The following is a 19,309-nucleotide window of genomic DNA, read 5'->3' on the forward strand; positions in this document are numbered from 1 at the left end:
TCTGCAATTCACAGCTTGTAGCCAATCTGCCGCAACAGGTTCTTGCGCCACAGGATGTCTTCGTCGCCTTCAACGTCAGTGGCACAGAAACCATCCACTACGCCCAGGATTGCTCGCCCTTGTTCCGTCTCGGCGAGAATCACTTCAGTCGGATTGGCTGTCGCACAAAAAATACGGCACACCTCTGGAACCAATTTGATGGTGTTCAACACGTTCAGCGGATAGAAACCGTCTCCCAGGAAAATGATGAAGCTATGGCCTGCGGCTATGGCTTTCGCATTTTTCTGTGCAAGTTCAATCATTGAGGTATCGGTGCCAGACCAACGCACCAGGCATTTGCCAGAGGCTTCGCAAAAGGCCACGCCAAACTGGATACCTGGCACGGTATTTACCAACGCTTCGTGGATGTCCTCGACGGACTTAATGAAGTGCGTCTGACCCAAAATGAAGTTCGTTTCATCCGGCTTTTCGATTTTCAGCGTGATGAGTTGCATCTCAAACGCCTCCTTTCACGATGTTGCCAGCAGAGACTGGCAACAGTCCAAGCACGGCTTTTTTGGCCGATTCCTGCCTGTTACTTCTACAGAAATCGACCAAAAAAGAGATTGTCATGGCCTTGGCGATTACGTCCCGCCATCACTCGCCCGACGATCAACTGCATTGCCGGTTTTAACGTTTGATCAGGGAAATCTTCGTGCCTTCTATGCTGATCCCGGCCATCAATCCTTGCTGGTCGAAGATGAACGCGTACGCGTCGTCTTTCAGCGTCGAGCTGGACAAGTTCTTGGCAACACCTTCATCCACCACAACCACCGTTGGCCCTACACCGATTTCCCAACCTTTGGTTTCAGTGATGTATTTCAACGCTTTGTCGGTCATCAGAAAAACCACATAGCCATATGACTGCGCGCCGGCCTGTAACCCCCAGGATCCGCTGACAGAGTTGTAATAGTCCGTTACTTTCGTGCCCTTCATCAAAACGCCTTCGCCGTAGCTGCCGCCGAATACCAGGCCGGCCTTGATGATTTTCGGGAAGACCAGTATGGCCTTGGCTTTTTGCGAGATGCTTTCGGAAAATGGATTGGTCTTGTAGAGCGTTTGCAACGCTTGCCGGGAGTCGGCATTCAGATCCTCGGCGGTGGCGGCTCCTGCAGTGTTCAGGAGACTGGCCGATGCCAATGATGCAACCGCGAGCAAGACCGTCAGGAAGAACCGTATTGATTGAGTCATTTGCGTACTCCGACTAGGGAGCATTGGATGGCAGCAGCAGTCAGCGCCTGTGTCAGACAGGACCTGAACCCACTGAACGTTATCCGGCGCACCCTGAAATGTGTGAATTGCAAGCGTCGCTGCTGAATGAAGCAGGCCCAGGGCCAGTGATCAGTTGCGATGCCATCACTTGTTGTGACCACTGAGTGATGGCCGCGTTCAGCGTCAGCGTTCGCTTGTGCGCGATGACTGACCTGAATGGGTAAAGGTCGTATCCGCCGAAATATTTTTACGCTTTTTTTACGGTAGGTATTTCTACTCGCAACGATACTGGCCGCGATTTTAGATCGTCCATGTGCCTGGCACTATCAATGGCCCTGGAAAACCGTAGTGCCCAAGGATGGTATGCATATCCACCCCGCAATTTGAGAGAAGCGACCCTTGAGTGAAACAGCGACCGGTGCACACGAAGACGACCACTCCAAAACGTCAGGAGCGGGCTTGCTCGTCGCCGCTGTCGGCGTGGTATATGGGGACATCGGCACCAGCCCCCTCTACACGCTGAAGGAAGTATTTTCCGGCCACTACGGCGTGCAGGTAAATCACGATGGCGTACTTGGCATTCTGTCGTTGATCTTTTGGTCACTGATCTGGGTGGTCTCGATCAAATACGTTCTGTTCATCCTGCGTGCCAGCAACCAGGGTGAAGGTGGCATCATGGCGTTGACGGCGTTAGCCCGCCGCGCGGCAGCACCTTATCCCTACATGAGCAAGGTTCTGGTACTGCTCGGCCTGTTCGGTGCGGCACTTTTTTACGGGGACAGCATGATCACCCCGGCGATTTCGGTGCTTTCTGCGGTTGAGGGACTTCAGCTGGCGTTTGACGGAATCGAGCACTGGGTTGTGCCGTTGTCAGTGATCGTGTTGGTGGCACTGTTCTTGATACAGAAACATGGCACGGCTCGAATCGGCATCCTGTTTGGTCCGGTCATGGTGCTGTGGTTTGTGGTGTTAGGGGCGCTTGGGATCTACGGTATTTTGCAGCGCCCCGAAGTGCTGCAAGCGCTTAACCCTGCTTGGGCAGTGCAGTTTTTCGTGGTTCATCCGGGAATGGGGGTCGCGATCCTGGGCGCTGTCGTGTTGGCATTGACCGGGGCGGAAGCGCTGTATGCCGACATGGGGCATTTTGGACGCAAGCCGATTTCTCGTGCCTGGTTCATTCTCGTGTTGCCCGGTTTGGTGCTCAACTACTTTGGCCAAGGCGCCTTGATCCTGGGAAACCCTGAGACTGTGCGCAACCCGTTCTATCTGCTCGCGCCTGAATGGGCACTGTTGCCGATGGTCGCGCTCTCCACACTGGCCACCATCATCGCTTCTCAAGCCGTTATCTCGGGTGCTTTCTCCCTGACTCGCCAGGCCATCCAGCTGGGTTACGTCCCTCGCATGTTTATCCAGCACACCTCCAGCCAGGAGCAGGGACAGATCTACATCGGTACGGTTAACTGGGCGTTGATGGTTGGTGTCGTGCTGCTGGTGATTGGTTTCGAGTCGTCCAGTGCTTTGGCCGCCGCTTATGGCGTCGCTGTGACGGGGACCATGCTGATCACAACAATCTTGTCCTCGGCTGTCGTCCTGCTCCTATGGAAAACGCCGCGCTGGTTGGCCGTCCCGATGCTGCTCGGATTTTTGCTGGTAGACGGTCTGTATTTCGCGGCCAATGCACCAAAGATTTTTCAGGGCGGTGCGTTCCCGGTGATTGCAGGCATTGGTCTGTTCATTTTGATGACGACCTGGAAGCGGGGCAGGAAGATTATTGTTGAGCGGTTGGATGAAACCGCGCTTCCTCTACCGCTATTCATCGGCAGCATCCGTACTCAACCTCCCCATCGCGTACAAGGCACGGCGGTGTTTCTGACGGCCAGGGCCGATGCTGTTCCTCATGCGCTGTTGCACAACCTGCTGCATAACCAGGTTTTGCATGAGCAAGTGGTATTGCTCACCGTAGTGTCTGAAGACAGCCCACGCGTGAGTGCTGAACGGCGGTTCGAGGTTGAAGCCTATGGTGAAGGCTTCTTCCGGGTCAGTCTGCATTTTGGTTTTATCGAGGAGCCGGATGTCCCTCTGGCCCTGAGTCTCTGTCACTTGGCTGAGCTGGATTTCAGTCCGATGCGCACCACCTATTTCCTAAGCCGAGAGACCGTGATCCCAACCAAACGCTTCGGTATGGCCCGTTGGCGAGAAAGCCTGTTCGCGTTTTTGCTCAAGAACGCCAACAGCAACTTGAAATACTTCAAGTTGCCGCTGAATCGGGTGATAGAACTGGGCACACAGGTCGAGATGTAACGAGTCATCAAGTATCCAGGCGGGAGCGTGAGCAGGTCGAAGCTGCCACGCTGCCTGTGCAGCACCTCAAGCGTTTAATGCGGGCCATTCATGCTGGATGAACCACGCGTCAGACGCTTGAGCGCGACGACCATCAGTCCCCCGGCAACCAGCATTCCCGTGAGAAAAAGTGGATAGGCGACCCACCAGGGGACGGCTGAGGTCATCATGCTGAACTCGGACATGCCGCCAATGCTGGCTATCAGGTTGAGAGGCAGGAACACCACATTGATCAGCGTCAGTTTGCGCAGCAGGTTGTTCATGGTGTTGTTCATCAAATTGCCGCGTGCATCGATCAAGCCGGCAAATACCCTTGAGTAGATTTCCGCCTGTTTGTTGCACTGGGTGTTCTCGATGATCAGGTCGTCGATAAGCGCGATCGCCTCGACGCTGAAGTGTTCTTTTTCCGCATGGTTGCGCAGCCGGGTCAGGACAGCGCCATTGCTGTGGATCGCGTTGATGTAATAGATCAGGCTTTCGCTGAGGTTGAACATCTGGATCAGATGTCGATTCTCCATCGAGGAGTTGAACTTCTGCTGCAACTCACGAGCCACCATCTTGATCACCTTGAGGTGGCCCAGGTAGTGATGGAGGTTGTTGAACAGCATGTCCAGCAGCACATCCAGCGGCGTGTGCAAAGGGTGCCGCTCCCCCAGTCCGCTCAACTGGGAATCGTCGGTCGCGATGACCAGCAAGCGTGTTTTAGAGAACAACAAGCCGAAAGACGAGACCTCAAAGGCCAGGCTTTCTCCGCCCGAGTAACTTTCCGGACGCTTCCAGATCAGGAACAGGTTGTCCGGGTGGAATTCGATGCGTGAGACTTCGTCAGGATCCAGTGCCGAAGCCAACGCGTGATCGTCCAGTTTGAAATCGCTGCGCAGTAGATCCCGTTCTGCGATATCGGGATTGCTGAACAACATCACGTCGGCATTGAGGTATTCAACCGACACCAGCGACCCATTGGCGAGTTGAAAACTCTTGATCACATCTGACCTCTGGCGTTATCGAATGGGGTAGTCAGTGTCTTGCAGGATGCGAGTCGGATCAAGCATTCACCACGCCTGGCCGCGACGTTTGAGTTCCAGGCGCCGGACGAATTCTTCCAGCACCAGCGAATACAAATCGTCCTGCAAGTAAGCGTCTTCGATGCCGGCGTCCATGTTCGGGTTGTCGTTGACCTCGATCACCACCACCTTATCACCGGACTGCTTCAAGTCGACGCCGTACAAGCCATCACCAATGAGGTTGGCGGTCTTCACCGCGAGTTCGACCACCGCTCGCGGTGCCTCGTGGACCGCCAGGGTCCGGCATTCGCCATTAATGTCCTGGCCCTGGGCTTTGTGATTGTAGATCTGCCAGTGACCTTTGGACATGAAGTACTGGCAGGCGAAAATCGGCTTGCGGTTGAGCACGCCGATACGCCAGTCGTACTCGGTGTAAAAGAACTCCTGAGCCAGCAACAGCACCGAGTGTTCGAATAACTCAGAGGTGGCTTGCAGCAGTGCTTGTTGGCTTTCGACCTTGATCACGCCACGGGAAAAACAACCATCGGGAATCTTCAGCACTAATGGAAAACCCAGGCGTTCACCGACTCGCTCGAAGTCTTGCGGTCGTTCCTTGTAGAGAATCTCGGTTGCCGGCATACCCAATTGATGGCTTTTGAGTAGATCAGTCAGGTACACCTTGTTGGTACAGCGCAGGATTGAAGTGGGATCGTCCATCACCACCAGACCTTCGCTTTCCGCCTTCTTGGCGAAGCGGTAGGTATGGTTATCCACGCTGGTGGTTTCTCGAATCAGCAGGGCGTCATACTCGGCGATTCGTGAATAGTCTTTCTTTTCGATCAGATCGACATCAATACCCAGGCTTTTGCCGACCCGGATAAAACTCTCCAGTGCCTTGGCGTTGGAGGGCGGCAGCGCTTCTTGCGGGTCATGCAATATGGCCAGGTCGTAGCGAGCCACGCGTGGTGAACGCGGCATTCGCCAGATCTTGCGGCTGAAACTGTCCAGCGAGTTGGCAAACTGATCCTCCTGGTCTTCGCGCAACTTTTGCAAGATACCGGACTTTATTCCCTCAATGCGCCAACTATTGCTTTTACGGAACTCTACCAAGAGGATCGGACATGGGAAAATTTCAAAAATTTGCCGTGCCAGATCCTGTAATGGGTCAAGGTTGGTTTTACCGAAGTACAGGGTGAGTGTGAATCCTTCGGTATTACTGTAAATATGGTTGTTCAGTGCTTTGTCTAATGTTTTGCCGAGGTCATCCAGTGCCAAGCCATACAGAGATTTTTTGGTAAGTTCGCTGATGGTGCGCACGGACGGAATAACTCTATGGCCCCGTGCTTCTGCCAGCAGTGAACAGTAATACCCGTGCCCGAGATACTTGTAGCTTCGGCACAGGTTAATAACCTGAACGCGCTTGCCGGCTTCGATCTCAAGAGGCTGCTCTAGGTATTCCTGCGCACTCATCACATCCTCCGAAGGGAAGTAAGAGGCCCAATCTTCTTTTCGTTCAACAATAATAATCACCTGGCTGGATTTTCCTGGTGTCTCCGGTAAATAAGTCAGGTTTGATATTGCCGTTAACCGATTTTGCTCTGATACTTCGCGCAAACCACCCTGTACCGCTGACATATGAAAAGGTCCGTTGGAGAACAAGTCCTTATCTATTAAGCACGATACTTTTAAAAAGTCTCGTTTCGTTACGCAACTTTTACGGTGGGTCTATGAGCCTGTTATTTCGCAAAGCTACACACGATGATCTGAAGTCTCTGCTGGAACTGGAAAACCAGTGCTTTACCTCTGATCGACTGACCCCGCGCAGTTTTCAGTGGATGATCAGTCGAGCCCATGCCAGCCTGATCGTTGCGCAAGCTGGGAGTCAGCTGATGGGCTACTGCCTGGTCCTGTTTCACCGTGGTACCTCCCTGGCGCGTCTGTACTCAATCGCCATCGCCACCCACAGTCGTGGCCTCGGCCTTGGAAAACAGCTATTGGATCAGGCGGAAGATTGTGCTCGCACACACGATTGCGCCTACCTGCGACTGGAAGTCCGGCCGGATAATCCTGTCGCTATCAGTCTTTATGAACGCAATGGATACCGACGCTTCGCTGTGGTCCACAACTACTACGAAGACCATGTCCATGCGCTGCGTTTGGAGAAGCGCATTGTGCAACATCGGGAAAGCCGCGAATTCCAAGTGCCCTATTACCAACAGACCACTGAATTTACCTGCGGCCCGGCTTGCCTCTTGATGGCCATGAGGGCATTGCAACCCGATCGTTTAATCGAGCGTCGGGACGAACTGCAAATCTGGCGTGAAGCCACGACGGTATTCATGACTTCGGGACACGGCGGTTGCAGTCCCCAAGGGTTGGCACTGGCGGCCTGGCGCCGAGGGTTTCGTGTACGCCTGCAAGTGAACATCGCAGGGCCGCTATTTCTCGACGGCGTGCGCGACGAACATAAAAAGGAGGTGATGCGCCTGGTACACGAAGATTTCTGTACGGAACTTCAGCACAGTGATGTGGAGCAAGTCAGCAGCAATCAGCTCGATCTGTCTCTCACGCTGAAGGGTGGTGGTCAACCCTTGGTGCTGATTAGTAGCTACCGTCTGACTCGCTCGAAAGCCCCGCACTGGGTCATTGTCACTGACTACGATGAAGACTTCGTCTACCTGCATGACCCGGACATTGATCACAGTCAGCACCGTCAGGCACTCGACTGCCAGCATCTTCCCGTCAGTCACAAGGCGTTCGATAAGATGTGTGCTTTCGGCGGCAATAAGCTGCGCGCCTCTGTGACGCTTTACGCACGCGAGCAATCCAGCAGCGCAGTGCCAACTGCCTCCAGCAATTAATGGAACCAGGTATGCCGTGACTCTACGAGATCGCCAGCAAGCCGGTTCCTACGGGGGCGTTTTTGCCCGGCGTTTGCTGGCGCTTGCAGGCTTGCGTTTGTTTTTCCACGGCGCTGCACCGCGTCCGGCAGGGCTGGCCGGACCGCTGATGGTCAGGCTCAGGCCGGCGCAACGGCTGACTTGCTTGCTCATCCAGGCAGCCTGCTTGGTGACGAACTCGTCCAGGCTCATTTCCCCGCTCTGCACCATGTCCAGGGCCTGCTCCCAGATGGCCGTGGTGCCCGGGTCGGCAATGGCGCGCGGTACCGCATCGATCAGGCTGAAAGCGGCCGGGGTTGCAGCAAGCGCCTTGCCGTTCTTGATCAGGTAGCCACGGTCGAGCAGGCCCTGGATGATAGAGGCCCGCGTCGCTTCGGTGCCTATGCCGGTGGTGTCCTTGAGCTTTTGCTTGAGCAATGGATCATCCACCAGTTTGGCGACGTTCTTCATGGCCTTGATCAGGTCGCCCTCGGTGAAGGGTTTGGGCGGTTGCGTCCAGAGGTCCTTGAGTTGCACGTCGGCCACTGCGCAATCAATTCCTTCCCTGAAGTTGGGCAGGGTTTGCGGGGCGGGTGCCTCGCGGCCCTTGGCGGGCGCAAGGGCTTCGGGAAGGGCGCGTTTCCAGCCGGGTTCGACGATTTGCTTGCCAACGGCACGCAAGGCCTCGCCGGCGCAATCAAAGTCGGCCTGGGTGCGGTCGAACTCGTGATTGGGCAGGAACTGCGCCAGGTAACGGGCGCGGATCAAGGTGTAGACCGCTCGCTGCTTGCCCACCAGTCGATCGAGGTTTTTCGCCGCGGCGGTGGGGATGATGCCGTGGTGCGCGCTGACCTTGGCATCGTTCCAGGCCCGTGAGCGACGCTGGGGTTCCAGGTGGTCGTGCAAGGCGTTCAGTGCCGGGTCGGCCTGGCGTAGCGCCGCCAGAATGCCCGGTGCTTCGCTGTGCTGGCTGACGGGCAGGTAGCCGCAGTCGCTGCGCGGGTAGGTGATGACCTTGTGGGTTTCGTAGAGGGCCTGGGCGATGTCGAGGGTTTCCTGGGCGCCGAGCCCGAGCTTTTTCGAGCAGACCTCCTGCAAGGTGCCAAGGTCGAACGGCAGCGGCGCCACTTCGCGCATCCGCTCGGTGCGCAGCTTGATGACCCTGGCGCTTGCGGCGGCGAGCATGGCCGCTGCCGCTCGTTGGGCCAGCGCCTGATTCAGGCAGCGATCCTGGTCGTCGCACACTTCGGAAGCGGCTCGCCATTGTGCCGTGAAGGCGGTGCCGTCGTGCAGCAACTGCACCTCGACAGCCCAGTAGGGCACGGGCACGAAGGCGGCAATGCTGCGGTCGCGATCCACCACCAGGCGCAAGGTAGGTGTCTGCACCCGGCCGACCGGTAACACGCCCTGATAACCGGATTTACGTCCCAGCAACGTGAACAGTCGGCTCATGTTCATGCCGATCAGCCAGTCGGCCCGGGAGCGCCCCAGTGCCGAATGATAGAGGCTGAATGTCTGCGCGCCGGGCTTGAGTGCGCCGAGGGCCTTGCGGATCGAGGCATCGTCCAGCGCCGACAGCCACAACCGCTGGATCGGACCGCGATAGCGGCAATGTTCCACCAGTTCCCTGGCGATCATTTCACCCTCACGGTCGGCGTCCGTGGCAATGACCAGGTCGGATGCTTCACCGAGCAGGCGCTTGACCACCTTGTATTGGCTGGCCGTGCGCGGCTTGACGGTCATTTTCCACTTCTCGGGAATGATCGGCAGGTCCGCCAGTACCCAGCGCTTGTAGCGCGCGTCATAGGCATCCGGGGGAGCGGTTTCCAGCAGGTGGCCGATGCACCAGGTCACCGTGACGTCCGTTCCCAGCCAGCAGCCGTCACCGCGCCGCCGCGCGCCGAGCACGGCCGCAATGTCTTTGGCCTGGGAAGGTTTTTCACAGAGGTACAGCCGCATAACCACCATCGTCGATCAATGTCCGTGCACAGGATGGCGTGAGTCGGGCGCGAGAGCAATCTTTATCTGTATGGATGTACAGTCAAAACGTTGCGCGTGTTTCCGCAACCCGGTGAATCCGTTCGGCTGCGAAGTCGTCGCAGACCTGGAACTTGGGTTATACCTGATAAACCGAGATTTCCGGGGCGTTGTGCAGCCCCCTTGCCGGCAAGCCCAGCTATTACATGTCCATCACCGTCATGAGGTGCCAATTCCATGAAAAGCTCCGGTCCCAGCCCTGTCATCACCATCGCTGAGCAGCCCGGCTGCCTGCTGGTGAAGTTTCACGGATTTCAGGTGGCAGCGTCCGCTCGTGCGCTGGTGTTGCTGGAGGCCAATTATCCTCCGGTGTACTACGTGCCGCGGGAGGACATCGACGAAAAGTACTACGCCCGCACCGACCACACCAGCTATTGCCCGTACAAGGGCGATGCCAGTTATTTCAGTTTGCAGGTACCGGGACATGAAGGCGCCAATGCGGTCTGGAGCTACGAAAATCCCAAGGTGTCTGTCAGGCAGATTCAAGACTACGTAGCGTTCTATCCGGATCAGGTGACGTTTGAGTTGATCGATATCGATGAGTGATGGATATGCTTGTGAGGGGGTATCGACGAATTTGTTGGCACGTCGGCTCCTGCAATAGCTGTCCTGTAGGGTCGGCTGTCAGGCCGCCTGTTTGTTGACGGAGTACATATCCATTGCTGCGGTAACGGCCACTTATGGTTTCGCTTTTACATCTATGGTTACCCCCTTTTCTGCAATACTGTTTTTGATGAGTGGTTGGCTTGCTTTCATCTATCCGGCGTCTGAGTGGGGGTGTAGCCCCGCGCCTCGATGAGAATCGATGCCCGACGATCCTTATTAGCGAGACGGCCTTTCAGCCGTGTAAAAGCCCAGGGTTGTCGTCAGGCCGGTTGGCCGTTCACGTCATCAGTTATCCAGCATCGCAAAACCAGGTGGGTGATGCTCGGGTGACAGCAGGGTCAGGCGTTCATCGCGCTTGGCCCTGCATCGAATTCAGTGTGGTGTGCCGCAATCGCCCAGGCGATCCTCGCCAGCTTGTTGGCCAGCGCGCAAACCACATGGTTGGAGTGATGGTGGGCCAATAGCTGCCGGACCCAGTCCGCCAGCCAGCCTTTCTGGCGGTCCAGATACCTCACGTAAACGCGGGCACACTGGACAAGCAGGCGTCGCTGGTTGCGATCGCCGCGCTTGCTGATGCCCAGCAGTACGGTTTTGCCGCCCGTGGAATGCTGCTTGGGCACCAGCCCGATCGAGGCTGAATAGTCTCGGCCGCATTTGAACTGTTTGCCATCGCCCAATTCGGCAGCCAGGACGGTGGAGGTGATCGGACCGACACACGGCATGGTCATCAAACGAGTCGCCAGATCATCTTCAGCGGCCTGGCACTCCACATCCTTGTCCAGCGATTTGATCTCCTCGTCCAAATGCTTGAAGTGTTGATACAGCCTCGTCAGAGTGTTTTTGAAGGGCTGAGCCATTGAGCTCGCTTCAAGCAGCGCCGAAAGAGATCGAATCGATTTGAGGCTCGGGGCCAGGCTGACGCCGACCTCCAGAAGAGCGGCGTGAATACGATTGACGGCCGCAGTGCGGTCCTTGATGAACGCATCACGTGTCGAGTTGAGCATGGCCAGCGCTTGCTGGGCTTGGTTTTTGACCGGCACAAAGCGCATCGTTGGGCGAGTAGCGGCCTCGCAAATCGCTTCGGCATCAGCGAAGTCGTTTTTGTTGCTTTTCACGTAAGGGCGCACGAGATGAGGGGCAATGAGCTTGGGTATATGCCCAAGCTTGGCCACCTCCTGTGCCATGAAATGGGCGCCACCACAGGCTTCCATCACGACGGTGCAGGGTTGGAGATTCATCAGGTACTGCATGAGTGCCGACCGGGTGAATTTTTTGCGGCAAACTTCATGACCACGATCATCCTGCGCATGCAGGTGAAAAGTGTGTTTTCCCAAATCGATGGCGGCGATAGATATTTCGTTCATGGCAACAGTCTCCGGTGAGCCCCCTGCGAAAGCTTAGTGGGCGATCGCAGGGGGCGGCGGGGGTAGCCATTTCATTAGCGAGTCACTTGGACGAGCCTGTAGGAGCGAGCATGCTCGCGATGGAGGTCAACGATGGCGCGGGGAGCCTGACACCCCGCAGTGCTCTCAGGTTTTTCGCGAGCATGCTCGCTCCTACAGGGCCCGCCGCGATGGGCCATCCTTGGCCCAGCGCGGCTAAACCGGCATCCATGCCGATTTACCCACTGCGCAGAACCTCCACTCGGCCTCTCGATATAGGTTGTCCGTTCCTTTCCTCTTCCATACTTCGGTGTCTGGAAGTCAGTTTTAATCAAGGGAAGGAGCATGCACCTGTGGGCTACGAATATGCCTCTCAAGCACGCGATGATTACCTCCTCACCTTCGAGCCCACAGGTGCGCTTGCGCCCTCTAACGAATACTCAGGGAAAGCCCGACACGGCTCTCTATATCGCTTTCGCTGGACGTAAGCATGCATGTTCCTGCATGTACTTTAGCGCCTGTGGAGGTTGTTGATGCAAACGCTCCTGTCTCAGAAATTCACTGCTTATGTCGGAATAGATTGGGCAGATACCAAGCATGACGTGTGTTTGCAGGTCGCGGGGGAAACCCGGCGGCACTTCTCTGTCATCGACCACACACCCCAATCGATTGATCGTTGGGCGAAATCGTTGTTTGAGCGCTACGGCGCTCCGATCGCGATTGCTCTTGAGCTCAACAAGGGCCCGTTGGTGGCGGCCCTGCAAAAGTACGAGTTCTTTTGCCTGTTTCCAATCAATCCGAGCACCTTGGCCAAACACCGTAAAACCTTTGTCCGCAGCGGTGCCAAGGATGATCCGACCGATGCTCAATGGGCGCTTGAGTTGTTGCTCACCTATCCCCAACGGTTTGCGCAGCTGATGCCGCAAAGCCCGGCCATGCGTATTTTGGCCAGCCTGACAGAACATCGACGTGCACTGGTTGATGAGCGAGTGAAGGTCAGCAACCGCTTGATCTGTACGCTCAAACAGTATTATCCATTGGCCCTGGAGCTGTTTAGCAGTCATGACACCGTGGTGTTCTGTGACTTTCTGATGCGCTGGCCCACGCTTGAGCACATCAAGCGTTCTCGCCAGAGTACTTTTCTCAAGTTCTTTAATGAGCACAACGCTCGTCACGCTCAACTCAATCAAACGCGCTGGGAAATCATCACCCAAGCGATGCCTTTGACACAGGACCCGGGGGTAATACGTCCTTCGCAGTTGTACGCAACAGCCTTGGCGTCGCAACTCAAAGGGCTCCTTTCCACCATCAAGGATTTTGATCGCGAGATCGAAGAAACGGCCAGCACCTTGGCCGATTACCCGATCTTTAAGGCACTCCCTGGCGCCGGCCAACATCTTGCGCCGCGCCTGATGGTGGCTTTTGGTGAACAGCGTGATCGATTTAGCGACGCCAATGCGATGCAGCGATATGCCGGAATCGCACCCGTTACCGAGCGTAGCGGAAAGAAGAAAGTCGTGTATTGGCGCTACCAATGCTCAACCTTCTTGCGTCAGACCTTTGTCGAATGGGCCGCTCACAGCATCACTCAATCAACGTGGGCCGAGGCTTATTATCGGCAGCAGCGGGCTAAAGGCTGCTCATACCAGGCGACCCTGAGAGCACTTGCTTTCAAGTGGATCAGAATCGTCTATCGCTGCTGGAAAAACGGCACCGTCTATGACGAAATGGCTTACTTGCAGGCTTTAACGCGGCGCGGATCAACGTTGGTAGAGGCGCCGATGGAGGTAGTCACAGGTTGACGGACAGGCTCAGGGCGTGAGGGGGCATGAAAATCAAAAGCAAAAGCGAGGCGGCCGACCGGCCGGCCTGATCGGAAGCCGTACGCATGCCCCCCGTAGGAGCCCGGCTTGCCGGCGAAGGCTCCCGAAAGACCAGCGCAATGTTCAAGGACGCCTTCGCCGGCAAGCCGGACTCCTACAGGCGAAGGCTCATTGGTTTTCGTCAGTTTTTATCCAGGTCGACGTTACGTGTCTCACGCAGACACAGCATCCCCACCACCAGGCTCACCCCGGTGATCACCACCGGGTACCACAGCCCGTAGAAGATGTCCCCGGTGTAGACCACCAGGGCAAATGACACCGTCGGCAGGAACCCGCCGAACCAGCCATTGCCGATGTGGTAGGGCAGGGACATCGAGGTGTAGCGGATGCGGGTAGGGAACAGTTCGACCATCAGCGCCGCCAGCGGGCCGTAGCACATGGCGGAGATGATGATCAGCGCGACGATCAGGGCCACGATCATCGGTTTGTTGATCTGCTGCATGTCGGCCTGTTGCGGGTAACCCGCCAGGGTCACCGCGCCACGCAGGGCCGCTTCGTCGAAACCGTCAATCTTCACGTCACCGACGCTGACCTGCACACCGCTTCCGGCCGGGGCCGCTGCGCTCTGGTACGGCAGGCCCTGCTTGACCAGGAAGGTCTTGACCTTGTCGCATGGGCTGTCGAATTTCGCCTTGCCCACCGGGTCGAACTGGAAGGTGCAGGTGGCCGGGTCCGCGAGCACGGTAATCGGCGCCTGGCGGCTGGCCTGGTCAATGGCCGGGTTGGCGTAGTGGGCCAGGGTCTTGAAGATCGGGAAGTACAACGCAGTGGCGAGCAGCAGGCCAAGCATCAGCACTGGTTTACGCCCGACCTTGTCCGACAGCCAGCCGAAGAAAATGAAGAAGGGTGCACCGATGGTCACACTGACGATCAGCAAGCCGTTGGCCACGGCGGGGTCCATTTTCAGGAACTGGGTGAGGAAGAACAGCACATAGAACTGCGCAGCGTAGAAGGTCACCGCTTGCCCGGCGTTGATGCTGAACAGAGCGATCAGTACCACCTTGAGGTTTTCCCACTTGCCGAAGGAATCGCGGATCGGCGACTTGCTGAGTTTGCCTTCCTCTTTCATCTTCACGAACGCAGGCGACTCGTGCAGGCTCAGGCGAATCCAGGCCGAGATGCCCAGCAGAACGATCGAAAACAGGAACGGAATGCGCCAGCCCCAGACTTCGAACTGATCGCCCGTGAAATACCGGCAACCGAGTACCACCAGCAGCGACAGCAACAGCCCAAGGGTGGCGGTGGACTGGATCCAGCTGGTGTGGAAACCGCGCTTGCCGATCGGCGCGTGCTCTGCCACGTAGGTCGCGGCACCGCCGTATTCCCCACCCAGCGCCAGGCCCTGGAGCATGCGCAGCACCACGAGGATGATCGGCGCGGCAATACCGATGCTCGCGTAATTGGGAAGCAACCCGACACAGAAGGTTGCCAGGCCCATGAGCACGATGGTGGCGAGGAAGGTGTATTTGCGCCCGATCATGTCCCCCAGCCGGCCGAACACCAGGGCGCCGAACGGCCTGACAATGAAGCCGGCGGCAAACGCCATCAAGGCAAAGATGAACGCCGTGGTGTCGTTGACCCCGGCGAAGAACTGCTTGCTGATCACCGCCGCGAGGGCGCCGTAGAGGAAAAAGTCATACCACTCGAAGACCGTCCCGAGCGACGAGGCGAAGATGACTTTCTGGGTTTCCTGGCTGGTGCCCGCGCTGCGCACGGCTTCCAGGGACTGAACGTGTTCTGACATATCGATATCCCTCACAGTGATTGTTTTTGTTGTTCCACTGGTGTTGCGTGTCCGTGAATCAGATGCAGATCCCTTGTGGGAGCGAGCTTTTGTGGCGAGGGGATTCAGCGAAGCGTCGCACCGCCCCGTTCGGCTGCGTAGCAGTCGTAAATGCGTTGCATGCGGTGTAACTGATCTAACGTGAATGCTCGTTTTGGGGCTGCTCCGCAGCCCAGCGGGGATAAATCCCCTCGCCACAAAGGCCCGCTTCTACAGGGTTAGTGTTTGCAACGGGATTGAGGATCAGTTCTGCGGCTTTCTCGGCGATCATCAGCGTAGGCGAGCAGGTATTACCCGAGGTGATGCGCGGCATGATCGAGGCGTCGGCGATGCGCAGGCCGGGGATGCCGTGCACACGCAGTTCGGCATCGACCACCGCGTCCGCGTCGTTGCCCATCCGGCAGGTGCCGACGGGATGGAAGATGGTGGTGCCGATCCGCGCGGCGGCTTCATGCAGCTGTTCTTCGCTTTGCAGACTGTCGCCGGGTAGATACTCGACCGGTTTGAACGCCTTCAAGGCCGGCGCGGCGACGATGCGCCGGGTCAGGCGAATGGCATCGGCGGCAACGCGCAAGTCTTCGGGATGGCTTAGATAGTTGGGCTGGATCAGGGGTGCTTGCTGCGGGTCGGTGGAACGGATTTCCACCCGGCCACGGCTTTGCGGACGCAAGTCGCAGACCGACGCGGTAAACGCCGGGAATGCATGCAGTGGCTCACCGAAACGCTCCAGCGACAGCGGTTGCACGTGGTACTCCAGATTCGCCGAAGTCTGCTCCGGCCCGGAGCGGGCGAATGCCCCCAGCTGACTCGGCGCCATCGACAACGGACCACTGCGGTCATACAGATAACGTAGGCCCATCCCCATCTTGCCCCACAGGCTGCCGGCGATCTGGTTCAGTGTGCGGGCATTTTCCAGTTTGTAGATCAGGCGCAGTTGCAGGTGGTCCTGCAGGTTGCCGCCGACGCCTGGTAGTTCATGGACGACGCCAATGCCCAGGCGCTTCAATAACGGGCGAGGGCCGATGCCGGAACGCTGCAGGATGCTCGGTGAGCCGACGGAGCCGGCGCACAGGACGATCTCCTTGCGCGCCTTGAAGGTCTTGGCCTGGCCTTGCCAACGGGCGCTGACCGCCGACACGCGAGCGTTTTCCAGCAGCACGCGGTCGACCTCGACACCGGTCAGCACCGTCAGGTTGGGGCGCTGGCGGATCGGCTTGAGGAACGCTTTGGCCGCATTCCAGCGGATGCCAGCCTTCTGGTTGACCTGGAAATAGCCACAGCCTTCGTTGTCGCCCTGGTTGAAGTCGTCGATGCTGGCGATGCCGCTTTGTTCGGCGGCGCTGCGGAAGGCATCGAGAATCGGCCAGGACAGGCGCTGGCGTTCAACCCGCCAATCACCGCTGGCGCCGTGAAAGGTTGATTCGCCGGCAAAATGGTTTTCGCTCTTCTTGAACAACGGCAGCACGTCTTGCCAGCGCCAGCCGGGGTTGCCGTCGGCCGCCCAGCCATCGTAATCGCCGGCTTGTCCGCGCATGTAGATCATGCCGTTGATCGACGAGCAGCCGCCCAGGACTTTGCCGCGCGGGTAACTCAGGGTACGACCCTGCAGGCCCGGTTGCGCCTCGGTTTTGAAGCACCAGTCGGTACGCGGGTTGCCGATGCAGAACAGGTAGCCCACCGGGATGTGAATCCAGGCGTAGTTGTCGCGACCGCCGGCTTCGAGCAGCAGCACGCGGTGTTGTGGGTTGGCCGACAGGCGGTTGGCCAGCAAACAACCGGCCGGACCGGCCCCGACCACGATGTAGTCGTATTCATCAAGGGAAGCGTGCATCCCTGACCTCGCTTTGTTGTTCTTGTCGTGGTCCATCCTAGTTGTTAGCTTTCGTTAAAAGAATGTTAGTTTTTACCCAGCTGCTGTTCGTTTTTAAACAACGCTGACCTAAGGATGGACGATGTTCGACTGGAATGACCTGCGGTTCTTTCTCGAGCTACAGCGTAGCGGGCGTTTGCTCACCGCCGCGCGCCGTTTGAACACCACCCATGCCACCGTGGCGCGGCACATCGAGGCCGTTGAAAAGAGCCTGGGCACCGCACTGTTCGTGCAGCATGCCCAGGGTTACGAGCTGACACCGGCTGGCGAAGCATTGCTCAAGCACGCCGAGGCGATGGAGAACGTCGCGCTGCTGGCACAAGAAGAAATCACCCAATCCACCGCACCGCTGGGCAAGATCCGGGTGGGGGTGACGGAAGGGCTGGGCATCATGTTCCTCGCCAGCCGCATGAACGGCCTGTTCGAGCGTTACCCAGGGCTGGAAGTGGAGCTGGTGGCGGTGCCGCGCTTCGTCAGCATCCTCAACCGCGAGGCGGAAATCAGCATCCACCTGGAACGCCCGGCCGCCGACATGCTGGTCACGCGTAAACTGACGGACTATCGCCTGGCGCTCTACGCCAGCCAGGACTACCTCGACCGTTCGCCGGCGCTGGGCACTCGTGAAGATCTCGGGCGGCATGCCTGGATTGGCTACGTCGACGACTTGCTGTTCAGCCAGGAACTGATGTTCCTCAACAGCTTCTGCCGCAACCCGCAGGTGGTGTTCCACAGTACCAGCGTCATCGCCCAGCAACAGGCCGCGCGCGCTGGCCTGGGCATCGCCGTCCTGCCGTGTTACATGGCCAGTGCCGATCCCGCGCTGGTGCCGTTGTTCCCGCAAGAGAGCATCCTGCGCAGCTACTGGATCAGCACCCGCCGCGAGCTGCACAAGTCGGTGCGGCTGCGGGTGATGTGGGATTACGTGGTGGAGTTGTGTGAGCGTGAACAGGACTTGTTGCTGGGTCCCAATCCCCCTCACGGTTGGTAAAAACTCTGTAGGAGCGAGCATGCTCGCGATGGAGGTCAACGATGATGCGGGGAGCCTGACACCCCGTGGTGCTTTCAGGTTTTTCGCGAGCATGCTCGCTCCTACAAGGTCAATGTCGCCCAAGTTTTTGGCGCTTCCGCGTCTCAGGCCAATATTTCGAACGCCGTACTGGCCAGCCGCTCGCCATTCACCAGCACATGCACTGCATGCTTGCCCGCGTAATGCCTGCGGGTGGTGAGTTCCTTGATGTGCTGGCCGCGGGCGATGGAGTGTGTGGCGTTGCCCGGCAGCGTCAGGGCCTTGAGCTTGAAGACCTTGGCCGAGGTGCTGCCGTTGGCCTTGACGTAGTCGATGGCGTAATCGATCACCAGGCGCTGGCTGTCTTGTACCGTGGATTTGACCGCAAAGGACAGGGTGATTTTTTCGCCGAGCCCGATCACCGGCGGATTGACCTGCACATCGATGATCTGAACCTCAGGCTTGCCGCCTGCGCCAATGATCGCCAGGGCACGCATGTTGCCCTGTTTGATCAGGTTGCGCAGGGCGTGCCTGGCGATCCACGCGGTGTGCGGGTTGTCCAGCGACCAGCCCTCAATGAGGTCCAGCACCCACTCGGAATGGTCCTTGGTGATGTCGTTGAGGTGGTTGGCCACGGACTTGCGCACATAAAGGCTGGTGTCGGCCTTGAGGTTGTCGAGGATCCCGGCGGCCAGTTGCGGGTCGGCCTGGACCTGCTCCAGGCGAAACGACCACGGCAGGCGCGGCCGGCAACCTTCGCTGGCGAGGCGCCGGACATGCTCGTTGGCGTCCAGCGACCAGTCATGCATCAGCTGCAGCGAGCGTTGCATATCGCCGCGCAGGAAATGGCGGATGGCGAATTCCGAGGAGCCGAACGCGGTGAAGTACTTGAGCGCTTCCATCGACAGGTCGAACCGATCCGCGCCATATGTCGCCACGTAATGCGGCAGGCACATGCTGACAAAGCTGCTGTTGAGGCGAGGGGCGAGGGCGCGCAATACCTCCAGCGACGCTTCATAACCCAGCGGCAGTACCGCGTGCAGGGATTCGCTGACTCGGGCCAGGCGCTGCATCACCGACAACTCGGCCAGACCATTGTTGGCCAGTTTCAGGAAGCCCTTCGCATCGAAGCCGGGGTATACCGCCGTCATCTCGGTGGCGATGTGCCGCAGGCGTTCGGCGTTGAAGATTTCCTTGAGAGCAGGGGAGGATGTGTCGCCAGCCATGGTGTGGTCCGTGTGATTGTGGTTTACCGCGAAGAGGTCTGA

14 protein-coding genes are annotated in these 19,309 nt (G+C 57.9%); 5 read left to right on the plus strand and 9 right to left on the minus strand.

What is annotated here, in order from left to right; all coding sequences use genetic code 11:
• Positions 1–8: 8 nt before the first annotated feature.
• The gene (locus tag ACA058_RS13735) at positions 9–494 is read right to left on the minus strand and encodes an adenosine-specific kinase (protein ID WP_497639555.1); all 486 of its coding nucleotides are present in this window, start codon (positions 492–494) and stop codon (positions 9–11) included.
• Between the two features lie 175 nt (positions 495–669).
• On the minus strand, positions 670–1,230 hold the full coding sequence (locus ACA058_RS13740; protein WP_497639556.1) for a lipid-binding SYLF domain-containing protein: 561 nt from the start codon (positions 1,228–1,230) through the stop codon (positions 670–672).
• A gap of 420 nt (positions 1,231–1,650) precedes the next feature.
• On the opposite strand from ACA058_RS13740, the gene ACA058_RS13745 reads away from it, so the two are divergent.
• Positions 1,651–3,552 (plus strand): potassium transporter Kup, encoded by a 1,902-nt coding sequence (locus ACA058_RS13745; RefSeq protein ID WP_497639557.1) that lies wholly within the window; start codon positions 1,651–1,653, stop codon positions 3,550–3,552.
• A 74-nt stretch (positions 3,553–3,626) separates the two neighbouring features.
• On the opposite strand, the gene ACA058_RS13750 is transcribed toward ACA058_RS13745, so the two are convergent.
• Entirely contained in the window at positions 3,627–4,577 is a 951-nt protein-coding gene (locus ACA058_RS13750) for a magnesium transporter CorA family protein (protein WP_497639558.1), read from the minus strand.
• A gap of 66 nt (positions 4,578–4,643) precedes the next feature.
• A complete protein-coding gene (locus ACA058_RS13755) occupies positions 4,644–6,230 on the minus strand; it encodes a RimK family ATP-grasp domain-containing protein (protein ID WP_497639559.1) in 1,587 nt (528 codons plus the stop codon).
• A gap of 92 nt (positions 6,231–6,322) precedes the next feature.
• Between ACA058_RS13755 and rimI the strand changes: the two genes are divergently transcribed.
• Positions 6,323–7,456, plus strand: a complete 1,134-nt coding sequence (gene rimI, locus ACA058_RS13760) for a ribosomal protein S18-alanine N-acetyltransferase (protein WP_497639560.1) — start codon at positions 6,323–6,325, stop codon at positions 7,454–7,456.
• 48 nt (positions 7,457–7,504) lie between these two features.
• Here rimI and ACA058_RS13765 read toward each other — a convergent pair whose 3' ends face one another.
• Positions 7,505–9,433 carry a DNA topoisomerase III gene (locus ACA058_RS13765; RefSeq protein ID WP_497639561.1) on the minus strand — a complete coding sequence of 643 codons (1,929 nt, stop codon included), beginning with the start codon at positions 9,431–9,433 and terminating at the stop codon, positions 7,505–7,507.
• A 255-nt stretch (positions 9,434–9,688) separates the two neighbouring features.
• On the opposite strand from ACA058_RS13765, the gene ACA058_RS13770 reads away from it, so the two are divergent.
• Entirely contained in the window at positions 9,689–10,057 is a 369-nt protein-coding gene (locus ACA058_RS13770) for a DUF427 domain-containing protein (protein WP_008059726.1), read from the plus strand.
• A 398-nt stretch (positions 10,058–10,455) separates the two neighbouring features.
• Here ACA058_RS13770 and ACA058_RS13775 read toward each other — a convergent pair whose 3' ends face one another.
• On the minus strand, positions 10,456–11,481 hold the full coding sequence (locus ACA058_RS13775; RefSeq protein ID WP_497634895.1) for an IS110 family RNA-guided transposase: 1,026 nt from the start codon (positions 11,479–11,481) through the stop codon (positions 10,456–10,458).
• Between the two features lie 551 nt (positions 11,482–12,032).
• On the opposite strand from ACA058_RS13775, the gene ACA058_RS13780 reads away from it, so the two are divergent.
• Positions 12,033–13,301, plus strand: a complete 1,269-nt coding sequence (locus ACA058_RS13780) for an IS110 family RNA-guided transposase (protein WP_497635127.1) — start codon at positions 12,033–12,035, stop codon at positions 13,299–13,301.
• Positions 13,302–13,503: 202 nt separating this feature from the next.
• On the opposite strand, the gene ACA058_RS13785 is transcribed toward ACA058_RS13780, so the two are convergent.
• Both ACA058_RS13785 and ACA058_RS13790 read right to left on the minus strand, forming a co-directional pair.
• Positions 13,504–15,126: an MFS transporter gene (locus ACA058_RS13785; RefSeq protein WP_497639562.1), complete on the minus strand. Its 1,623-nt coding sequence runs from the start codon at positions 15,124–15,126 to the stop codon at positions 13,504–13,506.
• A gap of 175 nt (positions 15,127–15,301) precedes the next feature.
• On the minus strand, positions 15,302–16,996 hold the full coding sequence (locus tag ACA058_RS13790) for a GMC family oxidoreductase (protein ID WP_497639563.1): 1,695 nt from the start codon (positions 16,994–16,996) through the stop codon (positions 15,302–15,304).
• 121 nt (positions 16,997–17,117) lie between these two features.
• Between ACA058_RS13790 and ACA058_RS13795 the strand changes: the two genes are divergently transcribed.
• Entirely contained in the window at positions 17,118–18,023 is a 906-nt protein-coding gene (locus ACA058_RS13795) for a LysR family transcriptional regulator (protein ID WP_497639564.1), read from the plus strand.
• 143 nt (positions 18,024–18,166) lie between these two features.
• Here the strand turns inward: ACA058_RS13795 and ACA058_RS13800 are convergent, their stop codons facing one another.
• The gene (locus ACA058_RS13800; RefSeq protein ID WP_497639565.1) at positions 18,167–19,267 is read right to left on the minus strand and encodes a DNA alkylation repair protein; all 1,101 of its coding nucleotides are present in this window, start codon (positions 19,265–19,267) and stop codon (positions 18,167–18,169) included.
• Between the last annotated feature and the right edge of the window lie 42 nt (positions 19,268–19,309).

Source organism: Pseudomonas sp. LBUM1649 (assembly GCF_059716155.1).